Annotated in this window: 20 protein-coding genes; 14 read left to right on the top strand and 6 right to left on the bottom strand. The window is 55.6% G+C overall.

Features of this window, described 5'->3' with window-relative positions:
- Positions 1-39 precede the first annotated feature (39 nt).
- Positions 40-2,202: an alpha-amylase family protein gene (locus tag MOV14_RS01635; protein WP_318537489.1), complete on the bottom strand. Its 2,163-nt coding sequence runs from the start codon at positions 2,200-2,202 to the stop codon at positions 40-42.
- Between the two features lie 3 nt (positions 2,203-2,205).
- On the bottom strand, positions 2,206-3,219 hold the full coding sequence (locus MOV14_RS01630) for a TrmB family transcriptional regulator (RefSeq protein ID WP_318537488.1): 1,014 nt from the start codon (positions 3,217-3,219) through the stop codon (positions 2,206-2,208).
- Positions 3,220-3,504: 285 nt separating this feature from the next.
- Between MOV14_RS01630 and MOV14_RS01625 the strand changes: the two genes are divergently transcribed.
- The 5 genes from MOV14_RS01625 to MOV14_RS01605 all read left to right on the top strand — a co-directional run bounded on the left by MOV14_RS01625 (position 3,505) and on the right by MOV14_RS01605 (position 7,231).
- A complete protein-coding gene (locus MOV14_RS01625; RefSeq protein ID WP_318537487.1) occupies positions 3,505-4,815 on the top strand; it encodes an ABC transporter substrate-binding protein in 1,311 nt (436 codons plus the stop codon).
- Between the two features lie 104 nt (positions 4,816-4,919).
- Positions 4,920-5,678: a carbohydrate ABC transporter permease gene (locus tag MOV14_RS01620; protein ID WP_318537486.1), complete on the top strand. Its 759-nt coding sequence runs from the start codon at positions 4,920-4,922 to the stop codon at positions 5,676-5,678.
- 7 nt (positions 5,679-5,685) lie between these two features.
- On the top strand, positions 5,686-6,489 hold the full coding sequence (locus MOV14_RS01615) for a carbohydrate ABC transporter permease (protein WP_318537485.1): 804 nt from the start codon (positions 5,686-5,688) through the stop codon (positions 6,487-6,489).
- Positions 6,490-6,674: 185 nt separating this feature from the next.
- Positions 6,675-6,833 (top strand): hypothetical protein, encoded by a 159-nt coding sequence (locus tag MOV14_RS01610; RefSeq protein ID WP_318537484.1) that lies wholly within the window; start codon positions 6,675-6,677, stop codon positions 6,831-6,833.
- A 146-nt stretch (positions 6,834-6,979) separates the two neighbouring features.
- Positions 6,980-7,231, top strand: coding sequence for an AbrB/MazE/SpoVT family DNA-binding domain-containing protein (locus MOV14_RS01605; protein ID WP_318537483.1), 252 nt, complete (start codon positions 6,980-6,982; stop codon positions 7,229-7,231).
- 194 nt (positions 7,232-7,425) lie between these two features.
- Here the strand turns inward: MOV14_RS01605 and MOV14_RS01600 are convergent, their stop codons facing one another.
- The 3 genes from MOV14_RS01600 to MOV14_RS01590 form a co-directional block, all read right to left on the bottom strand.
- A complete protein-coding gene (locus MOV14_RS01600; protein WP_318537482.1) occupies positions 7,426-8,013 on the bottom strand; it encodes a hypothetical protein in 588 nt (195 codons plus the stop codon).
- 49 nt (positions 8,014-8,062) lie between these two features.
- A complete protein-coding gene (locus MOV14_RS01595) occupies positions 8,063-9,352 on the bottom strand; it encodes an SLC13 family permease (protein ID WP_318537481.1) in 1,290 nt (429 codons plus the stop codon).
- 90 nt (positions 9,353-9,442) lie between these two features.
- Positions 9,443-10,084 carry a metallophosphoesterase gene (locus MOV14_RS01590; protein ID WP_326403757.1) on the bottom strand — a complete coding sequence of 214 codons (642 nt, stop codon included), beginning with the start codon at positions 10,082-10,084 and terminating at the stop codon, positions 9,443-9,445.
- On the opposite strand from MOV14_RS01590, the gene MOV14_RS01585 reads away from it, so the two are divergent.
- On the top strand, positions 10,017-10,280 hold the full coding sequence (locus MOV14_RS01585; RefSeq protein WP_318538163.1) for a hypothetical protein: 264 nt from the start codon (positions 10,017-10,019) through the stop codon (positions 10,278-10,280). The two genes, MOV14_RS01590 and MOV14_RS01585, sit on opposite strands and share 68 nt — an antisense overlap.
- Positions 10,281-10,522: 242 nt before the next feature.
- Here the strand turns inward: MOV14_RS01585 and MOV14_RS01580 are convergent, their stop codons facing one another.
- The gene (locus MOV14_RS01580; protein WP_318537480.1) at positions 10,523-10,738 is read right to left on the bottom strand and encodes a hypothetical protein; all 216 of its coding nucleotides are present in this window, start codon (positions 10,736-10,738) and stop codon (positions 10,523-10,525) included.
- Positions 10,739-11,304: 566 nt separating this feature from the next.
- On the opposite strand from MOV14_RS01580, the gene MOV14_RS01575 reads away from it, so the two are divergent.
- From MOV14_RS01575 to MOV14_RS01540, 8 genes are all read left to right on the top strand, one after another.
- The gene (locus MOV14_RS01575) at positions 11,305-11,544 is read left to right on the top strand and encodes an AbrB/MazE/SpoVT family DNA-binding domain-containing protein (protein WP_318537479.1); all 240 of its coding nucleotides are present in this window, start codon (positions 11,305-11,307) and stop codon (positions 11,542-11,544) included.
- Positions 11,531-11,950, top strand: coding sequence for a type II toxin-antitoxin system VapC family toxin (locus MOV14_RS01570; RefSeq protein ID WP_318537478.1), 420 nt, complete (start codon positions 11,531-11,533; stop codon positions 11,948-11,950). The genes MOV14_RS01575 and MOV14_RS01570 overlap by 14 nt, the downstream gene beginning before the upstream one ends.
- Positions 11,951-12,079: 129 nt before the next feature.
- Positions 12,080-12,544: a pyrimidine dimer DNA glycosylase/endonuclease V gene (locus tag MOV14_RS01565; RefSeq protein ID WP_318537477.1), complete on the top strand. Its 465-nt coding sequence runs from the start codon at positions 12,080-12,082 to the stop codon at positions 12,542-12,544.
- Between the two features lie 300 nt (positions 12,545-12,844).
- Complete coding sequence (locus MOV14_RS01560; RefSeq protein ID WP_318537476.1) at positions 12,845-13,555, top strand: RNA ligase family protein; 711 nt, start codon at positions 12,845-12,847, stop codon at positions 13,553-13,555.
- Between the two features lie 143 nt (positions 13,556-13,698).
- The gene (locus MOV14_RS01555; RefSeq protein ID WP_318537475.1) at positions 13,699-15,810 is read left to right on the top strand and encodes an FAD-dependent oxidoreductase; all 2,112 of its coding nucleotides are present in this window, start codon (positions 13,699-13,701) and stop codon (positions 15,808-15,810) included.
- Between the two features lie 67 nt (positions 15,811-15,877).
- The gene (locus MOV14_RS01550; RefSeq protein ID WP_318537474.1) at positions 15,878-16,540 is read left to right on the top strand and encodes a DUF3782 domain-containing protein; all 663 of its coding nucleotides are present in this window, start codon (positions 15,878-15,880) and stop codon (positions 16,538-16,540) included.
- A 340-nt stretch (positions 16,541-16,880) separates the two neighbouring features.
- On the top strand, positions 16,881-17,705 hold the full coding sequence (locus tag MOV14_RS01545) for a CPBP family intramembrane glutamic endopeptidase (RefSeq protein WP_318537473.1): 825 nt from the start codon (positions 16,881-16,883) through the stop codon (positions 17,703-17,705).
- A 228-nt stretch (positions 17,706-17,933) separates the two neighbouring features.
- The gene (locus MOV14_RS01540) at positions 17,934-19,412 is read left to right on the top strand and encodes a hypothetical protein (protein ID WP_318537472.1); all 1,479 of its coding nucleotides are present in this window, start codon (positions 17,934-17,936) and stop codon (positions 19,410-19,412) included.
- Positions 19,413-19,518: the final 106 nt, after the last annotated feature.

The raw sequence follows: 19,518 nt of genomic DNA, 5'->3' as shown, positions 1-19,518 counted from the left end.
AGATATTGCGATTAAAATGTGTTTAAATTAGGTGAGAAATCACTCGTGTTCTACTACGAGGAATTCGTACTCGTTAAGGCCGACCTCAGTGAGGTAGTAATCATTCTCTTTTTCAACCCTGTACTCTTTGTTTGTGAGCGGGCTGTAGACCTTCCTGGGTGTCACCCCCCTAAAAACGAGCTTGACGCTCAGGGGGACTACCTTTGTGGGTGGGTGCACCGCGTCCGCGGTAGATGTCCAAGAGGTGTTCGGGCACGTGTTGGACCTGGTTATGATTCTGTCGGCGTAGGTGTGGTTGAGTAGGTGCACGAGGATTTCGCTACTGCTGGACTCGTATGCTTCAAGCTCGACGAATCCCGGGCTGAGTGCCTGAACCGGGGGAGGGCCAGCCGTGTAGATGACGGTGTTCAAGATTAACGATCCTAGGCTAGGCAGGCCCGTCCTCCAGTACGCCCGACCTACCTGTCCGCTGAAGTACACCCAGTTTTCAACTGCCAAGATCGCAGGATGTTCTGTCTTCACGGTAGGCGGAGGTGGGCTCCTCCCGTTCTCGTACTCGTTCCCGTACTCGCGGGAGGGCAGAACTATTCGGGCCAGCTTTTGGGCTTCCGATTCCACTAAGGTTTGCCAGCCGAGCTCGGGTGGTACACGCGAGCTCATGAATTCTTTGTCGAAGTCCCCGATCAATATCTCCCTTGCGTTGACCCCTTTAAAGAGAGCGTGGGTGGGGTCTAGGATCTCGAAATAGCTCCAATCAGCCCTCAGCACGCCGTTAAACCTGATCCCGAGCACCTCAGACAGGCGTGTTTCCTCGAGGTTTCCGCCATTCTCGTCCAGGACCCCCGTCTTGTAGGCCGCGACGATACCACCCCCCTTATCGGCGTAGCGTTTGAGGTTAGAGGTCGCGGTTCCCGAGAGGCTACGCACGTTCTCCATTATGATAGCCTTGTAACCGCTGAAATCTCCGCTGTCTAACGACGTGTCGGACACGTAGTTTACGGGTAAGCCCTCTTTTAGTAAGGCGTAGTAGTAGCCTCTAAAGCTGTCAGCTATGTGTTGCCCCAGGCTCCCACTCCAGTCTCTACTCCTGTTCGACCACACGATGCCCACATACCGTAAGGGCTTAGCGCGAGCCATGTAGTCCTCAAGCTTCTCGACCTCGCGGAAGGCAACGCGCACGGCTTCCTCCTGAACACCATTGAAGAAGGCGGATGCGAAAACCAGGAAGAGGGGCCAGCCCCCTCCAGCAAAGGCTTCTCGAAGACCCATGCGTATGGCTAGCGGGGACGTCTGCTGGGGCGTAAGCGTGGTGTGGAAGCTGTTTCGGCTCGCCCAGACGCTCTTTCCCGTAAGCGCCCTTGTCAGCTTCACCATTTCCGCGATAAACCCTGGGGGCTGGTAGTCGGCTTCGCTGCACTCGGCAAAGAACACGTCTACGGAGTCTTTAGCCTGCTCGGCTATAGTGTTTGCCCTCCCCCTCCACGCGTAAGGGTGGCTGTTATAGGCTAGGATTGCGCCTTTTCCAAGCGTGTGGATGTGAGCTTTGAGTTCTCGCAGCCTTCTCACGTTGACCTCAAGCCTCCACTTGAAGGCTTCCCTGTAAGCTTCGCTGTCGAGGTTCGCCTCCTCGGGGGGCTCGTATCCCTTCTCTTCTTTAAACAGGCGTCTGCACGCGTTGCAGAAACACGCCCTATCCGCGTCGGGCATGTACCTAAAGCTGTCTAGGAACACTCCCGATACACCGTACGCGAGCACTTCCTCGATCTCGCTTTTCACGTGGTCTATGAACGGCGAGTTCAGGCACATAAGCGGCCACGAGGGTTTATCCCGTCTCCTGAGCGGAGGATCTGTGTCCATTGTGATGACTTTTCCCTCCCTGTCAACCTGCGCCCAATCCGGGTGCTTGCTGTACAGCACAGGGTTTGTTGTGTGTCCCACCATCGCCACGACGTCTATTCCTTTTTTCCTCGCCTCCTCAACGACTTCTCTGAGTAGATCCCTTTTGCCGAGCTTAGCAATCTTAGGTGCTATTTTGCTATCATAAAAGGCTCGGCCAAACGCGTCTCGAGCGAACAGAGTTACCGTGTTCGCCCCAAGCCTCACCGCCAGCTCCACGATCATCGCTCCTGTTATCCTGTCGACTCCGTAAGCTTCCGCATCCTCGAAGTTAAACTGCAAAACCCGCGTGAACCTGAGCCCCACACCTCACACCTCGACGCATATTTCTTCACATGCGAAGTCCTCAACAATGGCATCAGGGGCCCCAACGGTGAAGGTCCCTCCGTCAGTCTTCACTTGGAGCTGCACTATCCCACTTGTAAGATCGTAAACCGCTCTCTCCACTCGTCCATTCAGGTGGTCTCTGCCACCTCCTTTCCACCTCCCCTTGCATTCAACTCTCAACGAGAGACCTCTCTTCAGTAGCCTCTCTACTTCAAGCACAGCCAGCTTGAAAGTCGTAAGGCAGAATGGAGGCGCGAGCTCCTCATCTCTTACGGTCCTGCTGTGAATCCACCTGTTAATGAAGTTCTCCTCAAGGTAGTCTATCAGCACAGGTTCCTCGACGACAACTCCGTAGGGGGTCATCTTATCTGCCCTAAACCTTCTTTGAGCGAGCACGCCTGTCTTCGAGTCGACTAGTACGAGGAGATCGCCGGAAACGGACTTCTTAACCTTTTTCAGACCCTCTGCCACGCCCTCGCTGAAGGGAAGCCCAGGTATCTCATAGATCAGGACATAGGAAATTACCCCTTTTCCGGAAACCTCCAGTATTTTTTCCCTCAACCTCTGGACGAAGTCAACGTCCCCGCACACGATGATATTTCTCTCCGCCTTCTCGATTGCCTCCATGTACCTCTTTAGCAAACCCTTAGAGCTCCTGTATATCCAAACACCGTGCACGCTTTCAGGCGCCTTTCTCGGAAGGTTTCTCAGGAAGCTCTCAGCTTCCTTCAAGTCTTCGTCTAGCTCTCTTCGTAAAACTTCGAGGAGCACATCGGGCGGCACTGCCCTATACATTGCAGGTTTCCCCCCGTAGAGCTCGATAAGCCCTTTACTGAACAGCCTTTTCAGAGACCCGTGAAGTTGAGCCCTGTGGGTTTCAAGCTCCTCCTCCAGTGTTGCCAGAGTAGCACCTCCCAAGGATAGAAGTGTGATGTAGACTCTTGCGTCAAAACTTGTTAGACCTATACTCTTCAGCAGATCCTGGAGGGATTTCATGCTCAACTTAGAAAATCATCATATGTTTTATTAATATATTTTTCTTCACCGCTATTTAACAAAATACTCTGTTATGACAGAAGCTCCTTGTACGCTGTATTCCTTGCTAAGGTAAAAACTGATCGCTGGTTTTTCTGCGAGACCTGCGATAATGTATCGAATTCTAGATAGTGCCTTCCCCATCACTGGGTTAGATCTCAGAGCATTCTTGGGAGAATTCTTGCCGAAAGCGGTTCCTTTAGAAAAATAGCATAAAGTTTATTAATACGTTTTTCCACCAAGCAATTGGAGAGGGCGAAAAGGATGAACAGGCGGGTTCTTATAGCCGTTGCCCTCGTCGCTATAGTTATAGTCGTTGGCCTCTTGTACTTCTTCTCTCAGAGGCCCCAGGAAGTTAAGACTCTTGGCTTCGCCAGTACGCAGCTTGGAGCTACCGCTGAGAAGGCTTTCCTACTGAACCTGCTGGGCAACTTTACCAAGGAAACTGGTGTACCCGTTGACTCTCTCATAACTTCTCAGTACAGTGATGTTCTCTCACGCTTAGAGGCAGAACAGCAATCAGGCAAGGTGACGATAAGCCTTCTTGGTGACCTCGAGGGGAACATCTACCTGTACGCTGACCGCGGATGGGTAACAGACATGTCGAAGTTCGGAACTCTTCCAGGACGCACATTCATAAGTTCATTGGAGGCTACTAGTATCTACAAAGGTCAGAAAGTCTTCATACCTTGGATGACAGCTACGTATGTGTTTGTAGTTAACGCTGAAGCGTTCAACTACCTGCCTCCTGGCCTTACCAAAGACGACGTGATTAGCGGGACGAGTAAGTGGACTTATGACGCTCTACTCGCTTGGGCTAAGAATATCTACGAGAAAACCGGGAAGAAAGCCTTGGGCTTCCCGGTGAGTCCCAGCGGCCTTTTCCACAGATTCCTCCACGGATGCATCTACCCGTCGTACACGGGGTATCAAGTCAAGGGGTTTGACTCACCTGAAGCTGTTGCGATGTGGGCGTACTTGAAGGAGCTTTGGAACTACGTGAATCCCGCTAGCTCAACCTACAGCCAGATGGCCGACCCGTTGCTGAAGGAGGAAGTCTGGATAGCCTTTGATCACATTGCCAGGATTAAGAATGCCGTAACGCAGAGCCCCGACAAATTCTACGTAGTTCCCGTCCCCGCAGGACCCAAGGGAAGAGGACTCCTAACTGTCGTAGTAGGCCTCACGGTTATGAAGGGTGCGCCTGCCCCAGACGAAGCCTGGAAGCTCATCGAGTTCCTCACGCGACCAGATGTGCAGGTGCAAACCCTCCAGGCAACCGGCTTTCTGCCTACAACCGTTGAAGCTGCGGGGAAAGTCCCGCAGGGACCCATAAAGAGTCTAGTAGAAGGGGTTAACCGGGAGCTTTCGCTACCAGATATAAAGACATCCTACATTCCTCCCCTCGGGGCTCAGGGCTCACAGTTCAGCCAAATATACAGGACTGCCTTTGAGCGCATAGTCCTCAAAGGCGAGGATCCGGGCGCCGTCTTATCGGAGCTCAAGCCGCAGCTGCTGAGCCTATTCCAGCAGGCAGGCGTCTCCCCCGACATCTAGAATTGGTACTGGAAAAGCGGTTGAGCAAAATGAAATTTTTTTACACACGGGCTCGGGTAAGAAGCCTTCTAATTGCTTTCTTTCTCTCGCCTTCGATTATCTACATGGTGGCCTTGCTGGGTTTTCCTCTGGTACTCAGCGTGTACATAGCTTTGTCAGACCCAACTAGCCTGCAGCGAGCATTATCCGATCCCTACTTCCTTCCAGCCCTTAGGAACACACTACTTCTCGTCGCGATTATCATACCCCTTCAGTTCCTACTCGCTCTATCGGCGGCTCTGCTTCTGAGCAAGCGTTTCCCAGGGTCTAGCATCTTCACATTCATCTTCATACTCCCCCTGCTACTCAGCGACATCTCTGCATCGTTGATATGGTACAACATCTTCAGCTATAACGGGTACCTTAACAGGTTCCTCCTGAAGGTAGGACTCGTAAGCAAGCCGCTACAGCTCCTGGGTTTCCAGTACCAGGCGACCGAGATGCTGGCTATAGTCGTAACGGAGGTATGGCGGGCGACTTCTCTCATCTTCATAATCATTTTCGCCGGCTTGCAGTTCATACCTAAGGAGTACTTCGAGGCTGCCGACGTCTTCGGCGCGTCGCGCTTACAGAAGCTCGTTTACGTCACACTGCCTCTCTTAAAGCCCAGTATTCAAGTTGCTCTTATTCTTAGGACTTTGTACGCGTTGCAAATATTCGCGCCGATGTGGGTGCTTACAGGCCGTGACGTTCCTGTACTAGCCGGTGAGGCTTACTACTGGTACACAATCCTGCTTGATCCCCAGGTTTCAACTATCTACTCACTCATAATCGCCGCTATCTCCGTAGTTTTCACAGCAATTTACCTGCGCGTAACGAGGTGAGAAACCTATGGCTAAAGTCCAAATTATCCTAACGTATCTCGCCGCTCTAGCATTAGCCTTCTGGGTGCTAACACCCATAATCTTAGTAACGCTCTCGGCTTTTGCTGACCCGAGAGACTACTATAATGTAATGAAACTTCTCCCTTCCTCGTTTACACTCGCAAACATCTATGAGTTGCTCTTCGTGCTTGGCACCTGGAGAAACGTGATCACAAGCCTAGCTGTGGCTGTCCTAGCGATACTTATCAGCATGGGTCTTGGAGTCCCTGCAGGCTACGTGCTGGCGCGTTACAGCTTTAGAGGGAGGGACACTTTAAAGCTGACAATTATGGGTCTACGGGCCTTCCCACTCATAGTTGTAGCGGTTCCGCTAACAGTGATCTTTATGCAAGTGGGAATAGCTGACAGCATCCTGGGAGTTGCATTAGCTCACTCCATACTTGCTATTCCAATTGTGATCTTCATGGCTTACAGTACTTTCGCCGGCATCCCGACCCAGATAGAGGAAGCGGCCTATATTGATGGCTTGGACGAGTTCAGCGCTTTTCTCAGAGTGACGTTGCCCGTCTCTGCCCCCGGCTTAGCGGCGATAGCCATCCAAGTATTCATAATATCATGGAACGAGACCTTCATCGCAGGGATACTTACCCTTAGAAACAGGACGCTTCCCCCCGAGATACTCGCCTCTATTCTCACCGCACCAGACCCCTACAAGTTTGCTGGGGCATTGATCATGATGCTACCGGCAGTTCTCTTCACGTTCCTGCTCAGAAAAAGACTCATCGCAGCATGGGGTATAACCTTAAGGTAGGTCTTTCTCGCAACACTCTTTCACCAGTTTTGAGGAACGTTCTCTACGGTCATGTGAACCCTGACAACCCTACGCGTACAAGCACTTGCTTTTTCAGGGCGCTAGTATCGTCCTACCTAGCCATTTCCAGAGAGCATAGTAACACTAAGTTTATTTACACGTAGCTTTTTTGAGTCAACGTGGCTATGAAGTGTGCGATTTGCGGCTCGGAGTCTGACAGCCTGCTCTGGGCGGTCCACAAGGAGCTCGGAGGGATATGGGTCTGCAGGAAGTGCTGGGAAGCGCTCTTCGAGAAGAACCTCCTAGTCCCGAGCGGCGGCGAGTCCGGCTGCGCCTGCTCTTAGGGCTTGCGGCGAGCTTGTTTCGGGAAGAACAGCTCAGCTGATAGAGACTGTGTAGCGCGCCAAGTTCTCACATGGAGGAAACCGTTAACCCCCGCACTCCGCGTGGGGTAAGTACTTATACTCGGCTCTCGACAGCTAAGTTAGCTATGGAGATCTACGTTAAAGTCGACAAAAGGGGGCGCTTGTTCATCCCATCGGAGGTCAGGCGCAGGCTGGGCATCAAAAGGGTACTCAAGCTCAGAGTTGAGGGCAGGAGGCTCGTGCTCGAGGCTCCGGAAGACCCGCTCGATAAGCTCGCGGAGCTCGTCGTAGAGGCTCCAACCAGCGAGGAGGTCGTAGAGGATGAGTTCGAGAGGGAGCTTGAAGCGAAGCTACTCAACGCTTCAGCGAGTCGCTAGCGCTTTACGGTCGTTGAGGCGGTGATGTTTGGATTACTTCGCTTGAGCGAGATGCTCAAGGGAAAAGTAGGGCGTGACGTACTTCTACGTCCTCCACGTTGCGTCAGCCTCTGCTAGCGATGAGACGATCGCGATCTATGACCGCGTGTACTCTGTCGTGGATGGCCTAAAGCACCTGGACTCTCGCCGGGCCCTCAATGCTTAGCGGAGCGCGCGTACTTGCAGAGGTCGGCTAGCGGGCACCGGTCGCACGCCGGCCTGCGGGGCTTGCAGACTGTGGCTGCGAGGTCCATCAGCGCGAGGTTGAGCTCGCAGGTCCCCGCGGCCCTAACCGCATCGGCTAGGAGCTCGCCCACTCTCGCCTCCTCGACCCCGAAGAACCTCGAGACCACCCGCCTCGTGTTCACGTCCACCACTGGGACGAGCATGCCCTTCAGGAGGCAGTCTATGAGGGAGAGGGCGTAGGGCCCGAGGCCGGGCTTCTCGCCCTTATCCCAGTTCTCCGCAAGGGCGTAGATCTGCCTGGCCCTGGTGTGGTGCAGGCCTAGCGGCCTGAGGAGCTCCTCGATGCCCTCGACACCCAGCTCCAGCGCGCGCTGCGGCGAGCTTATCGCGGCGACGATCCTGCTGTAGTGCTTCGCCACGCTCTCGGCGCGCGTCTTCCTCAGGAGTATTGCAGTGAGGGCGACGACCCACTCGTCCCTCATGCCGACCCTCCAGGGGAACTGGCGCTTGTTCACGGAGTACCACTTCATCACCCTCCTGGCGAGCTCCTCCGTCAAGGGACCACCCCGCTGCCCTCGCTCAACGGGCGCGGTGAGGAACGTTCTCTCAGAGGTGGAGCAGGAGGTAGAAGTACGCGAGGTACACGGCGGTGTTTATGGCCGTCACGACTGCTCCGTGCTTGAGGAACTCCGTGAAGCTGATGGTCTGCTGGTACCTCGTCTCGAGGGTCTCGATCACGATCACGTTCGAGGCGGCGCCGAGTATCGTGAGGTTGCCGGCGATCGTGGCGGCCATGGCCAGCGCTACCCACTCCGCAGTGTTGCCCGGCCCGAAGCCAAGGGCCTTCATGTAGTCGATGAAGAACTTGGTGAAGGGGACGTTGCTGAGGAGCTGGCTGAGCGCCAGCGAGGCTAGGGTTATCAGGAGCACGTTCACCCAGGTTTGGGCGAGGGGGTTTAGAGTGAGCGCCCCGATCGCCTCCTGGAGGACCCCGGCACGCCAAACAGCCTCCATGGTTATGAACATGGAGATGAAGAAGACGACAGTGCCCCAGTCGACGCCGCCGAGTATCCTCCTGGGGTCGCTCGACGCCACGTAGAGGGTTGCGGCAACGACGAAGGGTATGAAGCCGATGCTCTTCACGTGCGGTAGGCCCGCCAGCTGCAGCAGGTCGTTCACTAGAAGCGCGGCCACCACCGCGGCGAGCCCGAGACCTCCCAGGTAGGCGTCGCGCCTGTTGGTGATCTTCTCCTGGGGGAGCGCGAGGAGGCTCACCGGCCTGTCCTCGACTCTGAACGCCCTCAGAAGGTACGCGGCGGTCAGGTAGATGTTGATGAGCGAGGGTATCGCGAGCCACTTCAGGAACTCCACGAGAGGCGCCCCGATCCCCGACTCCACGGCTATGAGCATGTTCTGGGGGTTTCCAATAGGGGTCATCACCGAGCCGATCGTGAGGGAATAGGCGAGCAGGAGGAACATCATCCTGTAGTCGACGCCCAGCGCCCTAGCCACAAGCACGGCTATCGGCGGGCCGATCAGTGCAACCGTGTCGTTCACCGCGAGAGCCGCCATGAGCCCGAAGAGGTAGGCCGAGCCGAAGACGGCCGCCTTCCTGCTCCTGAACCTCGACACGAACCACAGGGAGGCGGCCTCCAGGAGCCCCGACGACTCCGCGAGAGCGACTATGGAGAACATCCCGATGAGGAAGAGGACGACCTCGATGTTCACAGCCTGCCCCAGCTCGTCCAACCCTATTAGCCCGAACGCGACAGAGAAGGAGGAGGCAAGGGCCATCAGAGCCCAGATAGGCACCTTTGGGCGCCTCGACCTTAGCACGAGGGAGAGCGCAAGGAAGGCCAGCAGCGAAGCGGCCACGGCCTCTCTGAGGCCCAGCATGAATCCTCCCACCCCCTGGAGCGAGCTAACCTTTTAAGCATTTCCCAAAGGCTGGGAAAGCCCCCTGGGCGGCGCCGGGCCGCGGCGCGCTTACAGGTGGATCAGCGGGAGCTCCCTCCTGCAGTTGATCCTCACCGGAAGGACCGATTCTCCCAGGCCGCGGCTTACGTACAGGTAGGATTCGCCCAGCCGGAAGAGCCCGCTAGCGAACCTCGTGCCGTAGCGGCTGGGCACCCACAGGGGCCCCAGGAGAGGGAGGCAGACCTGGCCGCCGTGCGTGTGCCCTGCGAGGACTACGCGGGCTCGGGGCGAGAGGCCCGCGATGTCGGGCGTGTGGGAGAGGAGGACGTCCGCCTCGCCGACGCGCGAGAGGTAAGACCTCGCGAGGCCCGCCTCGTCCTCGTACCAGTCGATCCCCCCGAACCTGACCCTTTTGAGCTCGACCGCCTCGTTGAGCAGCAGGCGGACGCCAGCGGCCTCGAGAGCGGCGATTCCCTCCTGCAGGGGGAACCTGCCGGTGGCCCAGTGCTCGTGGTTCCCGAGGACCCCAAGCTTCGGGAGGTCCAGCGGCTTCAGCATCCTTTCTACGAGCTCGAGGCTCGGCGTCGCCTGGTCGTACGTGTCCCCGAGCACCACTGCCACGTCGGCCCTCCGAGAGGCCTCGATGAGCGCGTCGAGCACGGCCTCTTCCCGCCAGCCCCAGCCGTGGAGGTGGAGGTCCGTCACCACCATCACCGTCAGCCCGAGGCCCAAGCCCAGCTCCACCTCCGTAACCTCCGGCGCCCACGTGTCACGCAGGGCTGTCACTGCAGTTGCGCCAGCTAGCCCTGCTGCGAGAGCAAGGAAGGATCTCCGTGTGAGTCTGACGCGCATAACCTACCACGCGAAGCGCTTTTTCGTGCTTCTATTTCAGGGCTCTGCATTCTAGGTAACTCCCCGCATTAAAAACTTAGCTGGGAGTGAGGATCAAGGGAAACCCCAGCATGGGATACGCGTACAGGCAAGCGCCTGCGATTCCCCAGAAGAGCGCGTGGGATTCGGCGTGCACATATTCTTGGGAATTACCGACGGTATCGCATCCGGGGGTCAGCGGCGATCCCGAGCCCGTTTAGGCGGGTCTTTAAACGTTAATGCCGTTGCGAGAGCCACGGTACCCTCTATCTGCTCGGTCTAGCCTTCATCGTGTTCTGCTTCTTTCTCTTTCAGAAATGTCCTCCTCATGTACCACTCTACGCAGTTGACAACCGAATAAGCGTCCTGAAGCGACTTACCTGCGCACTCCTCCAGGACTCTCTTAGGTATGTAGAACACCCTCTCTTCCCTGAACTCCCTGCCCGGTATCCTTGCGATCACGGTGATGGACACTGCCACGTACTCCTCGCTCACAGAATGTAGAACGCATCAACCAGCTAAAAACCTTTAACCTGAAAATTCTCAAAAACGGAATGGAAAACACTTGCTAGCTTTAAATACTAATGGTGCAGATCGGACGCAGAATGATGCTGCGTATTGACCCATTTAGTCTCGAAAAACAGGCTTGTCTGAACGGTGAGCCCGTTAACAAGTATAAAGTCTCAGTTCACTTCACATTGGATAGCTCAGTTCAAATCACCTCTCACCGGCACCTATTTTTAGAAGTGTGGGTGGAGGTGCTATTCGGTTCGAGTCTCTCGTGGGTTCAATAGAGTAGCGAGTAACCTTTCCGCTTTTTAACAGCCCGCTTAGGTTAGAGCGGTTAACTAGCTCTCTTACCTCGGACTTTCTAGCCGTGAAGAAAACAAAGTAACCGCATTTGTGCAGTGATCGTTTAACGAGTGCGGATCTTGCTAGTGGCCCAGAGGCTGGAGTTTTGTCTAGGTAAAGGTGACAGCAAAATTTTAGTTTTCCATGGTGAGCTGCTTTTGACGATAAACTTAATTCACATTCCATTTTCTATAAAAATGGTGGTTTCAATGGTTGTGGAGATAATTAGGCATATGGATAAACAGGGAAGATTGGTGTTACCCAAGGAGTGGAGGGAAAAGTACGCAGAAGGCGGCCTTATTGTGGTGAGGATTGAGGGCGAGAGAATAGTCTTGGAGCCGCTAAAGCTCCCCGACTTAACGAAGTTCTTCGACTCCGTGGAGGTCGACTTGGAGTCTGATTTATCAGACTGGAAATCTGTCAAGGGAGAGCTCCTTGAGATTCGTTGATGCTAGCGTTTTCGTCCACGCTTACCTGAAACCGAGGAGGATGCTGAGTCAACATGAGCGGGATATTAAGGACGCAGCCAAGGAAATGGTTAGGAGGATTCAGAGAGGTGAGAGGGTTGCGCTGACGGTTGTTCAGCTAGCCGAGATTGCCAACATACTCGAGAAGTACATGCCACCGCGTGCTGCTCTCGACGTCGGGAAGTATCTACTTTATGCTCCTCACGTGACCATCTACGGGGTGGATTTGGGTATGTGCCGGGAAGCGTTGAGGGTCGCGGAGACCAATCACATCGGATTTAGCGACGCGGTTGCATATGTTGCAATGCTGAGGAGCGGTATTAGGGAAATATACTCATTCGACAGGGACTTCGACAAGCTTAGTGGGATAAAGAGGGTAGTGGGGTAGTCCTTACTAAAGCTGAGCCCCTCCCTCGAGATAAATCAATCCTTTTTCCAGGCTCGTTGCGGGACTAGCAAATGCGGCGGTGGATTGAGATCAAATTTTTAGTCTGTAAAACGTCGAGGACGATGGTTGGTGCGCTGGCTCATGCGCTTGTGGTCGATTCACCCCAAGTACCTTGACGCAAAAGGACTAGTGGCTCTGTGGCGGGAAGCGCTCCTGGCGAGAAAGGTTCTCGAGGGCGGGACGAAGGGGTACAGGAACCACCCGCAACTTGAGAGGTTTAAGGCCTGCGAGAACCCGATGGAGTGCATAGACGCGTACATTTACTACGTGTGGCTCGAGTCGGTAGAAAGGGGGTACTCCTTCGACGTGAGCAAGGTGTGGAAGGTGGTGAAGGTCAGCGTTATCCCTGTAACAGAGGGGCAGGTGAGCTACGAGTTCCAGCACCTCCTGGGTAAGCTCAGGGCAAGAGATCTCAAGAGGTACCAGGAGCTGGTAAACTTGCACGGAGTGGAGGTAAACCCCGTTTTTAGGGTTGTACCCGGTGGGGTCGAGCCCTGGGAGAGAGTGAGGCCTACGAGAACTAGTCTGCTGTGATTCACGAGGCTTCCGGTTTAGGTCACTACCTCGGTGCAAGGCAGGCACTTAACATACGCAATCTCCCCTACATCGTCGTTCACATCAACGCACTGTAGTTTTCCTCGGCGTCGTCACGTTTTCAGCCACAGGTGAAGGGCATTGCTCATCGTCTTACTCTGGATTCGTCCGCGTCAGAGCTATGTGAATTCACGTGATGGTAAGCAGGAACTACCCGACTGAGCTCGTTCTCGGGATTTTTCTTGGGACTCGTGTGCAAAGATTATATCTTTACACAGCTGAAGCACTTACGGACGGCGTTTGTCCATTCAGAGGCCTAGGTATCCTCGCATATACAGGATACCGCACCCCAGTGGCTTCAGGCACGGTGGCAAGCGCTACCTCACCTACCCTGAGCTTCTACAGCTATTCAACGGCTCTGTGCACGTAGAGGAGAAGCTGGACGGTGCCCAGTTCTCGGTGATGAGGGAAGGCGGGGAGATTGTCGTCTACCAGCGTGGCACGAACATCGTCGATGGCTACGAGCCCGGTGTTTACAGGGGAATTTGGCGTCTCTGGGTTTATCCCCACTACGAGAAGCTCCAAGAGCTGCCTGAGCGCTACGTCCTCTATGGCGAGTACCTTAGGGTCAGGCATACTGTCCCCTACGATCGGCTGCCAGACTGGGCTGTGGTCTTTGATGTGTACGATCTCGAAAGGCAGGCGTTTCTCGGGTACGAGGAGAAGATCCGTGTGGTAATGGATCTCGGTCTCGAGCCTCCCCCGCTCCTTAAGGTTCTCGAGCTAAACTGCCGTAGCGAGCGTGAAGTGGACGAGATTATCAGGGAGCTAGCAAGTATCATAGAGGGCAAGTCCGCTTTCTCGACGGAAGCTATGAGCATGGAGGGTGCTGTTGTGAAGAACTACGCTAAGGGGTTGTTCGCCAAGATAATCAACCCCTGGTTCGACGTGGAGGTAGACGAGCACAAGCTCCTCGCGGATGGACTCAAGTACAACAGCTTGAAAGAGTAACCTGATGTGTGAGAGGGGTACGTGAGATTCCCGCGCGAGCACTCAGCTTAGGCCACCACTTCGGCGCACCGCTTAAGCCTGGCTCGCTCATTTACCAAGAAAAAGAATATGTAGCGCTAAAGTAGTAGAGTGTTGCCTAGACTGTGGAGCGTGGGAGAGTGCCGGGTAGAGTGCCGGGGATGCTTTACATCCTTGCCTCGTTCACCCCGTGGATCCTGTACTGGGTTCTCAGCGGGCTTGGGTTTGAGATCGGAGTTGCTCTAGCTCTGATCCTCTCGGCAGTCCTGGCTCTCCCGCAGCTCCTCAGAAGGGAGCTAAGCCCGATGGACGCCGCCTTGCTTCTCTACTTCACCCTTGCGGCTCTCGCCACCTACGCCCTTGGCTCCAGGCTCTTCATCGAGGAGAGCGGCCTTCTCGGCTACCTAGCGCTCTTCCTCATGGCTCTCACCTCGCTGGCTTTGGGGAAGCCCTACACGCTTCAGGCTTCGAAGAGGGACTACCCTCCCGTCTACTGGAGCGACCCGTCGTTCCTTCTAGTCAACCGCCTGCTCACAGCGGTGTGGGCCGCGGTCTTCCTGGCGAGCGCCCTTGCCTACGCGTTTCTCGGGTTCCCGCTGAGCCTGTTGCTCTCAAACGCCTTGATCGCGGCTGGCGTAGCTCTGTCTGTCTTGCTGCCAGCGTGGCTCCCCGCCTACCTGGCAACAAGGGAGTTCAGGAGGTACGACTGGGTCGTGAGGGTCGAGCCCGGGGCTCCGAATCGCGAGGACGAGTACGACGTCATTATCGTTGGCTCAGGCGTGGGCGGCTTGACCTGCGGGGCCCTGCTGGCGAAGTGGGGCTACAGGATCCTGATCCTCGAGCAGCACTACCAGGTCGGGGGCTACTGCTCCTCCTTCCGCAGGGGAGGCTTCACCTTCAACACGGGAGTCGAGAACGTGAGCGGTCTGTGGGCTGGAGGGCCGGTCAGCTACCTGCTCAGCGAGCTGGGCTTTAGCAGGGACGACCTCTTCGTCAGGAACAGGGTCCGCTTCATCTACAAGGGCAGGGAAATCGAAGCCAGCAACCTGGAGGAGCTCACGGCCGCGCTGGTGAGCATGTTCCCGGATGAGGAGGGCTCGATCCGCGCCTTCTTCGAGGAGGCGAGGAGGGCGTACGAGGAGTGCTACAGCGACCTAACGTACGGCGTCCCGCTGCCTGCTGAGCTGATAGCCAAGGTTCAAGGGCCTAGAAAGCTCCTCGACTACCCCCGGGAGCACCCCCACTTCTACGACTGGATGAACAAGACGTACAGGCAGAAGCTCGACGAGTTCTTCAGGAGCGAGGACCTCAAGACGCTCCTCTGCGCGCTTCTCGGGTACCTCGGGACCAGGCCCGAGGAGACTCCGGCCAGCGGCGCTCTGACAGCCGTGGTGTCGTACTACCTCCACGGCGGCTACTTCCCGAAAGGCGGGGCTCAGAGGTTTGCCGACGCGCTCAAAGACTACATTGAGAGCAGAGGCGGGAAAGTCCTCCTGATGCACAGGGTGGATAAGATACTCGTCGAGAACGGCGAGGTCAAGGGCGTCGTAGCCAAGGGGAAGGTCTACAGGAGCCGCGTCGTGGTGGCCAACGCCAACGCGAAGACAGCGCTGCTCGAGCTCGTCGGCGAGGAGCACCTACCCAAGGATTACGCGGAGCACTTGAAGAGCCTGAGGATGTCGCCCTCCGCGTTCATGGTGTTCCTGGGGGTAGACATGGACCTCTCGGGCTACCCGTCGATAATCGAGAACCTAGACGAGGGCTACAGCCTCGTCATAAACTCCAACGCAGACCCCGGGATGGCCCCCGCAGGTAAGTCCAGCGTCACGATACTAACGCTGGCCAACAGCCGCGACTTCCCCGATAGGGGCACACGCGAGTACCTGGAGAAGAAGCTCAGGCTTGCCTGGGAGCTAGTCAGGAAAGCCGAGAGAGTGATACCGGGCCTGGGCGAGCACGTTGTCGTCGTGGACGCCGCAACCCCGAGGACGTTCGAGAGGTACACCTCGATGCCGGAGGGCGCGATCTACGCTTTCGACCAGTCCGTAGGGACGAAGAGGCCCTACTTCAAGACCCCGATCAAGGGACTGTACCTTGCCAGCGCGTCAACCTTCCCCGGCGGAGGGATCGAGGCCGTAGTCATCTCGGGCGCGATCTGCGCGCACGACATAGCCGGTTGGAGGGCACGCTCAGAGCCCACAAAAGGTCCCGAGCCCAGCCTGCTAACCATCTCGTAAGTACTGCTTGGGCCAGAGTAAACCTTTTTATATACTCCAGAGGAGTCTTTAAAACGGGAACAAGGGGTTGCCTGTCTCGCGCGCGGAGCTCAGAGAGCAGCTACTCAGGCTTCTGATGGAGGACGAGGAGTTCAGGTACACTGTAGCCGGCATCCTCGGCTACCTCGACGTATTGAAGAGGCTTGAGGAGCACGACCGGAAATTCAACGAGATCCTGGCTGAGATTAGGCAGCTAAGGGAGGAGTTCAACCGGGTGGATAAGGTTCTGGCTGAGCTCCTCAAGGGGCAGGAGCGGCTGTGGAGGGAGTTCAACCGCTTGAACGCAAGGGTCGAGGTCACGATCGGGAGCATGGGCAGGAGGTGGGGGGAGGACCTCGAGCGGATGGTCCTGGAGATCTTCCGGGAAGCTCTGGAGAAGAGGGGCATCGAGCCGGGCAAGGTGCGGAAGCTGAGGCTGAGGGACGAGGACGGCAGCCTAACCGGCGTCAAGGGCAGGGTTGTCGACGTAGACGTATTGGTTGAAGACGAGAAGGTCTACGTGATCGAGGTCAAGTCTAGGGCTGAGCTGGAGCACGTCGAAGCGCTACCCCTGAAGTCTCAGGTAGTCGGCAAGGTCCTGGGCAAGCAGGTGGCCAGGACGATTCTCGTCGCCGTCAACGTGGATAGGGAGGCCTACGAGAGAGCAGGGGAGCTGGGGATAGAAGTCGTCTGCGGTCACGTAATAGAGTAGCGGGCAATCATTCCGACCTTCAACCCCGCTCACCGAACTTCGGGCTGCTCGTAAGGGGTGCTCTACTAGTTCGAGGAGCTCGGCGAGAAAATAATCTTTGAGCTTTTACTGGAACTTTCTCAGTATTTACGTGGGGGGTGGGACTGGCTCTCTCTTGCAACAAAATTATAAGAGTGCCGGGGAGTTGAGCTCGGCTCTCCAACTAGCTACTAGGTGAACAGGGTCCGAGACGTTGAAGGAGTACACGGCCTCGAACGAGATCTTCCTCCCGTCTTCGAAAAGCAATCAATATATGGTGGCGGAGTAGAGGTAGTGATGTCTCCCCCGCAGGGTGGCATCCATGGGGGTTGGGAAGGGGGAGGCTAGTACCCAAAAAGAGCCCGCGCTTCAAGGTAAAACCGCTGGGAGAAAAACCCTCTATGTTGTTCTGCCAGTTCTGCTTACTATCGTCCAAGCTGTGGTAGTGTGGATTTCCGAGCCAATCTACGTAAGAGACCCTCACCTTGGAAGTAGGCTCACCCACACAATCCTGGTAGTGCTCGCCTTCCTGGGTATAATCGCCTCCAAGCTTAGTTTAGCTGAAGCCGGCATCATTTCACCCAATCCACGGTATAGCCTCTACTGGGGCCTCTATCTTTCGATGAGTGTGTGCGTCCCCGCTCTCGCCTTTGTCAGCATTCTCAATGCGTCGGGGCTGGTCTCGCTCGAGACCAGTAGACTCAACGTATACATACTTGCTGATGCTCTAGTCATTAATTTTGTGTCTAATGCTCTCTGCGAAGAGCTTTTCTTCATGGGGTATGTGCTAGGGTCTCTAAACAGGGCCATAGGCCATGATGCATCTCCTATAGTGAGTGGCATAATCTTCGGGGCTGTTCATTTGGTTAGATATGCCAATCCTCTCACTGGAAAGTATAGCCTTGATGCTGGTGCTGTGGTGTGGGTGCTAATAAGCTGCTTTGTAGGTATATACTTCGGGTTATTGCGTAGAAAGTGCGGCGATATTTACTGTCCTACATTATTCCACGGGTCACAGGATTTTACAATGAATGTGATGAGCATACTTAAATGTCCAGAAAATGCTATAATCATGGCTATGGGCGTTGGCTGGGTTATTTTCCTGACCATAACCTACAGGCAGTTTAAAAAATCCAAGGTACACTAGTAAGTACGCACGTAGGCCATGGTAAGCCTATCGCCCCGAGCATGAGGCGATTCCTTGGCGCGAAGCAACAAAAACGCCTTAAGCCTATACTTCTAATACTGCAAGACACTGTAAAAGCTTTAGCCTGAAAACCACTTGGTGGAGACCTGCGTCGGAGATCTCGATGAGTCTCCACAGCAGCAATTTTTATGCTTTTGTTTGGGTGCAGGCCTTTCGGTACAGGACCCCATGGTATGTGTTGTCTCGAAGATTGATGGGAAGACCTACGTCATGGATAGAGGATCTGATACCATCGTATTTAGTTCAGTAAACGCTGCCGAGGCTATTCAGCACGCGTTCGATAGATGCGGTGAAGTCTACGTCGATGCAGGGGAGTACGTGCTGAACCGAAGGGGTTCATTTGTGGACCCTGAGAGCGGGGACGAGTACAGCTACTCCGTCGTCGTCCGTAGCGACGTCAGGGTTGTCGCCAATCCTCGTGCGGTGTTCAAGCCTGTTGACGTGAGTATAGGGATTCTCGTCGGTGAAGCGGGGTTCTACTGGCTTGGCGGCGTGTTCGACTGTTCGCTTCAAACCGTTCCGTACAGAGATGGGAGCGGCTTCATGCTTACGAGCGGTAGGTGCGGGATCGTAGTTAGAGACGTGGTTCTAAGGAACCAGAGGCTTGACGGTATATACATCGGCAACAATAGGTTTATCCGGTACGCCGCTGGAAGAGAGGTTTCGACGCCTTACAGCGAGTACGCCTACATAGAAAATGTGAGGGCTTACAACGTCGGCGGAGACGGTTCAGCCGGTGCTGTAGTCGTCGACGCTGTTGAGCAGGCTGTTGTGCGCAACGTGTTTCTCTACAGAACCCGCCGCGGCGTACACATATCGGCGCCAGAGGACAGGGCTATCAGGGGTGTCCTGGTGGATGGAGTACTGGCCTCGTCGCCCGAGGGGACCGTAGTGACGAACTATAACGGTAACGGGGACATCAGGAACGTGGTTGTAGTGGAGCCGCAGGCATTCCCAGTGATAAGCCTCAGCCACGGCATCTACTTCAACCTGAGCGATATACACGTATACGTCTCAAAGTTTCCTCCGAGCCCTCGGGGGGAGCTCGTAGGGCTACGCCTGGAGGGTGCAGAGTTCCATCTGAGCGGTTTCACGATCAGGATGCCCAAGACAGGCTCCGACCGTACCGTGGGGGTTAAACTCGTAGACACAGCTCCTTCAACAGTTGTCAGGGATGGGCACGTGGTCGCAGACTACGGCGTTGTGTTCGGGTACACAAGGGATACGGATGTGGGGAGAGCGGAGAACATCACGGGCGACACGACTCACTGCACGGTGTGCTCAGTAAGCCAAGACGGTAGGATCCACAAGTCTAGAGCGCTAGCATTCAACTGCGCTGGTAGACACCACGCCTACGCAGGGCTGCTGGTCGTCGACAGGCCTTCACCGCTCAAAACTTTTTCAGAACTCGGGGGAGGGCTCGTGCTTTTCACCGAAAACGGTGGGACTGCGGTCATACCGGCCTGGGAGACCAGGACGAGAGTGGAGCACCGCCTAGCATCAGCGCCCAGCAGAATCCTGGTAACACCACTATCACCTCCACCAGGAAGGCTGTGGGTCGAGAACATCACCAAAACAACATTCGACATAGCGACAGACGTAGCGCCGAGAGAGGAACTGAGAATCGCATGGCATGCTGAGCTCTAACCAAGGCGTGAACAGCCACCCAATGCCTCTACCAAAGCGCCGGAACTCGACCCCCTGTCCGGTGGCTTTCTCAGAGGTTTACGCGTATCTCCCTCTAGGTTGCACC

The organism is Infirmifilum sp. NZ, from assembly GCF_022693705.1.
Lineage (GTDB): Archaea > Thermoproteota > Thermoprotei > Thermofilales > Thermofilaceae > Thermofilum.
Note: the sequence above shows the minus strand (reverse complement) of the source record. Positions and strands in the feature narration are given on the sequence as shown.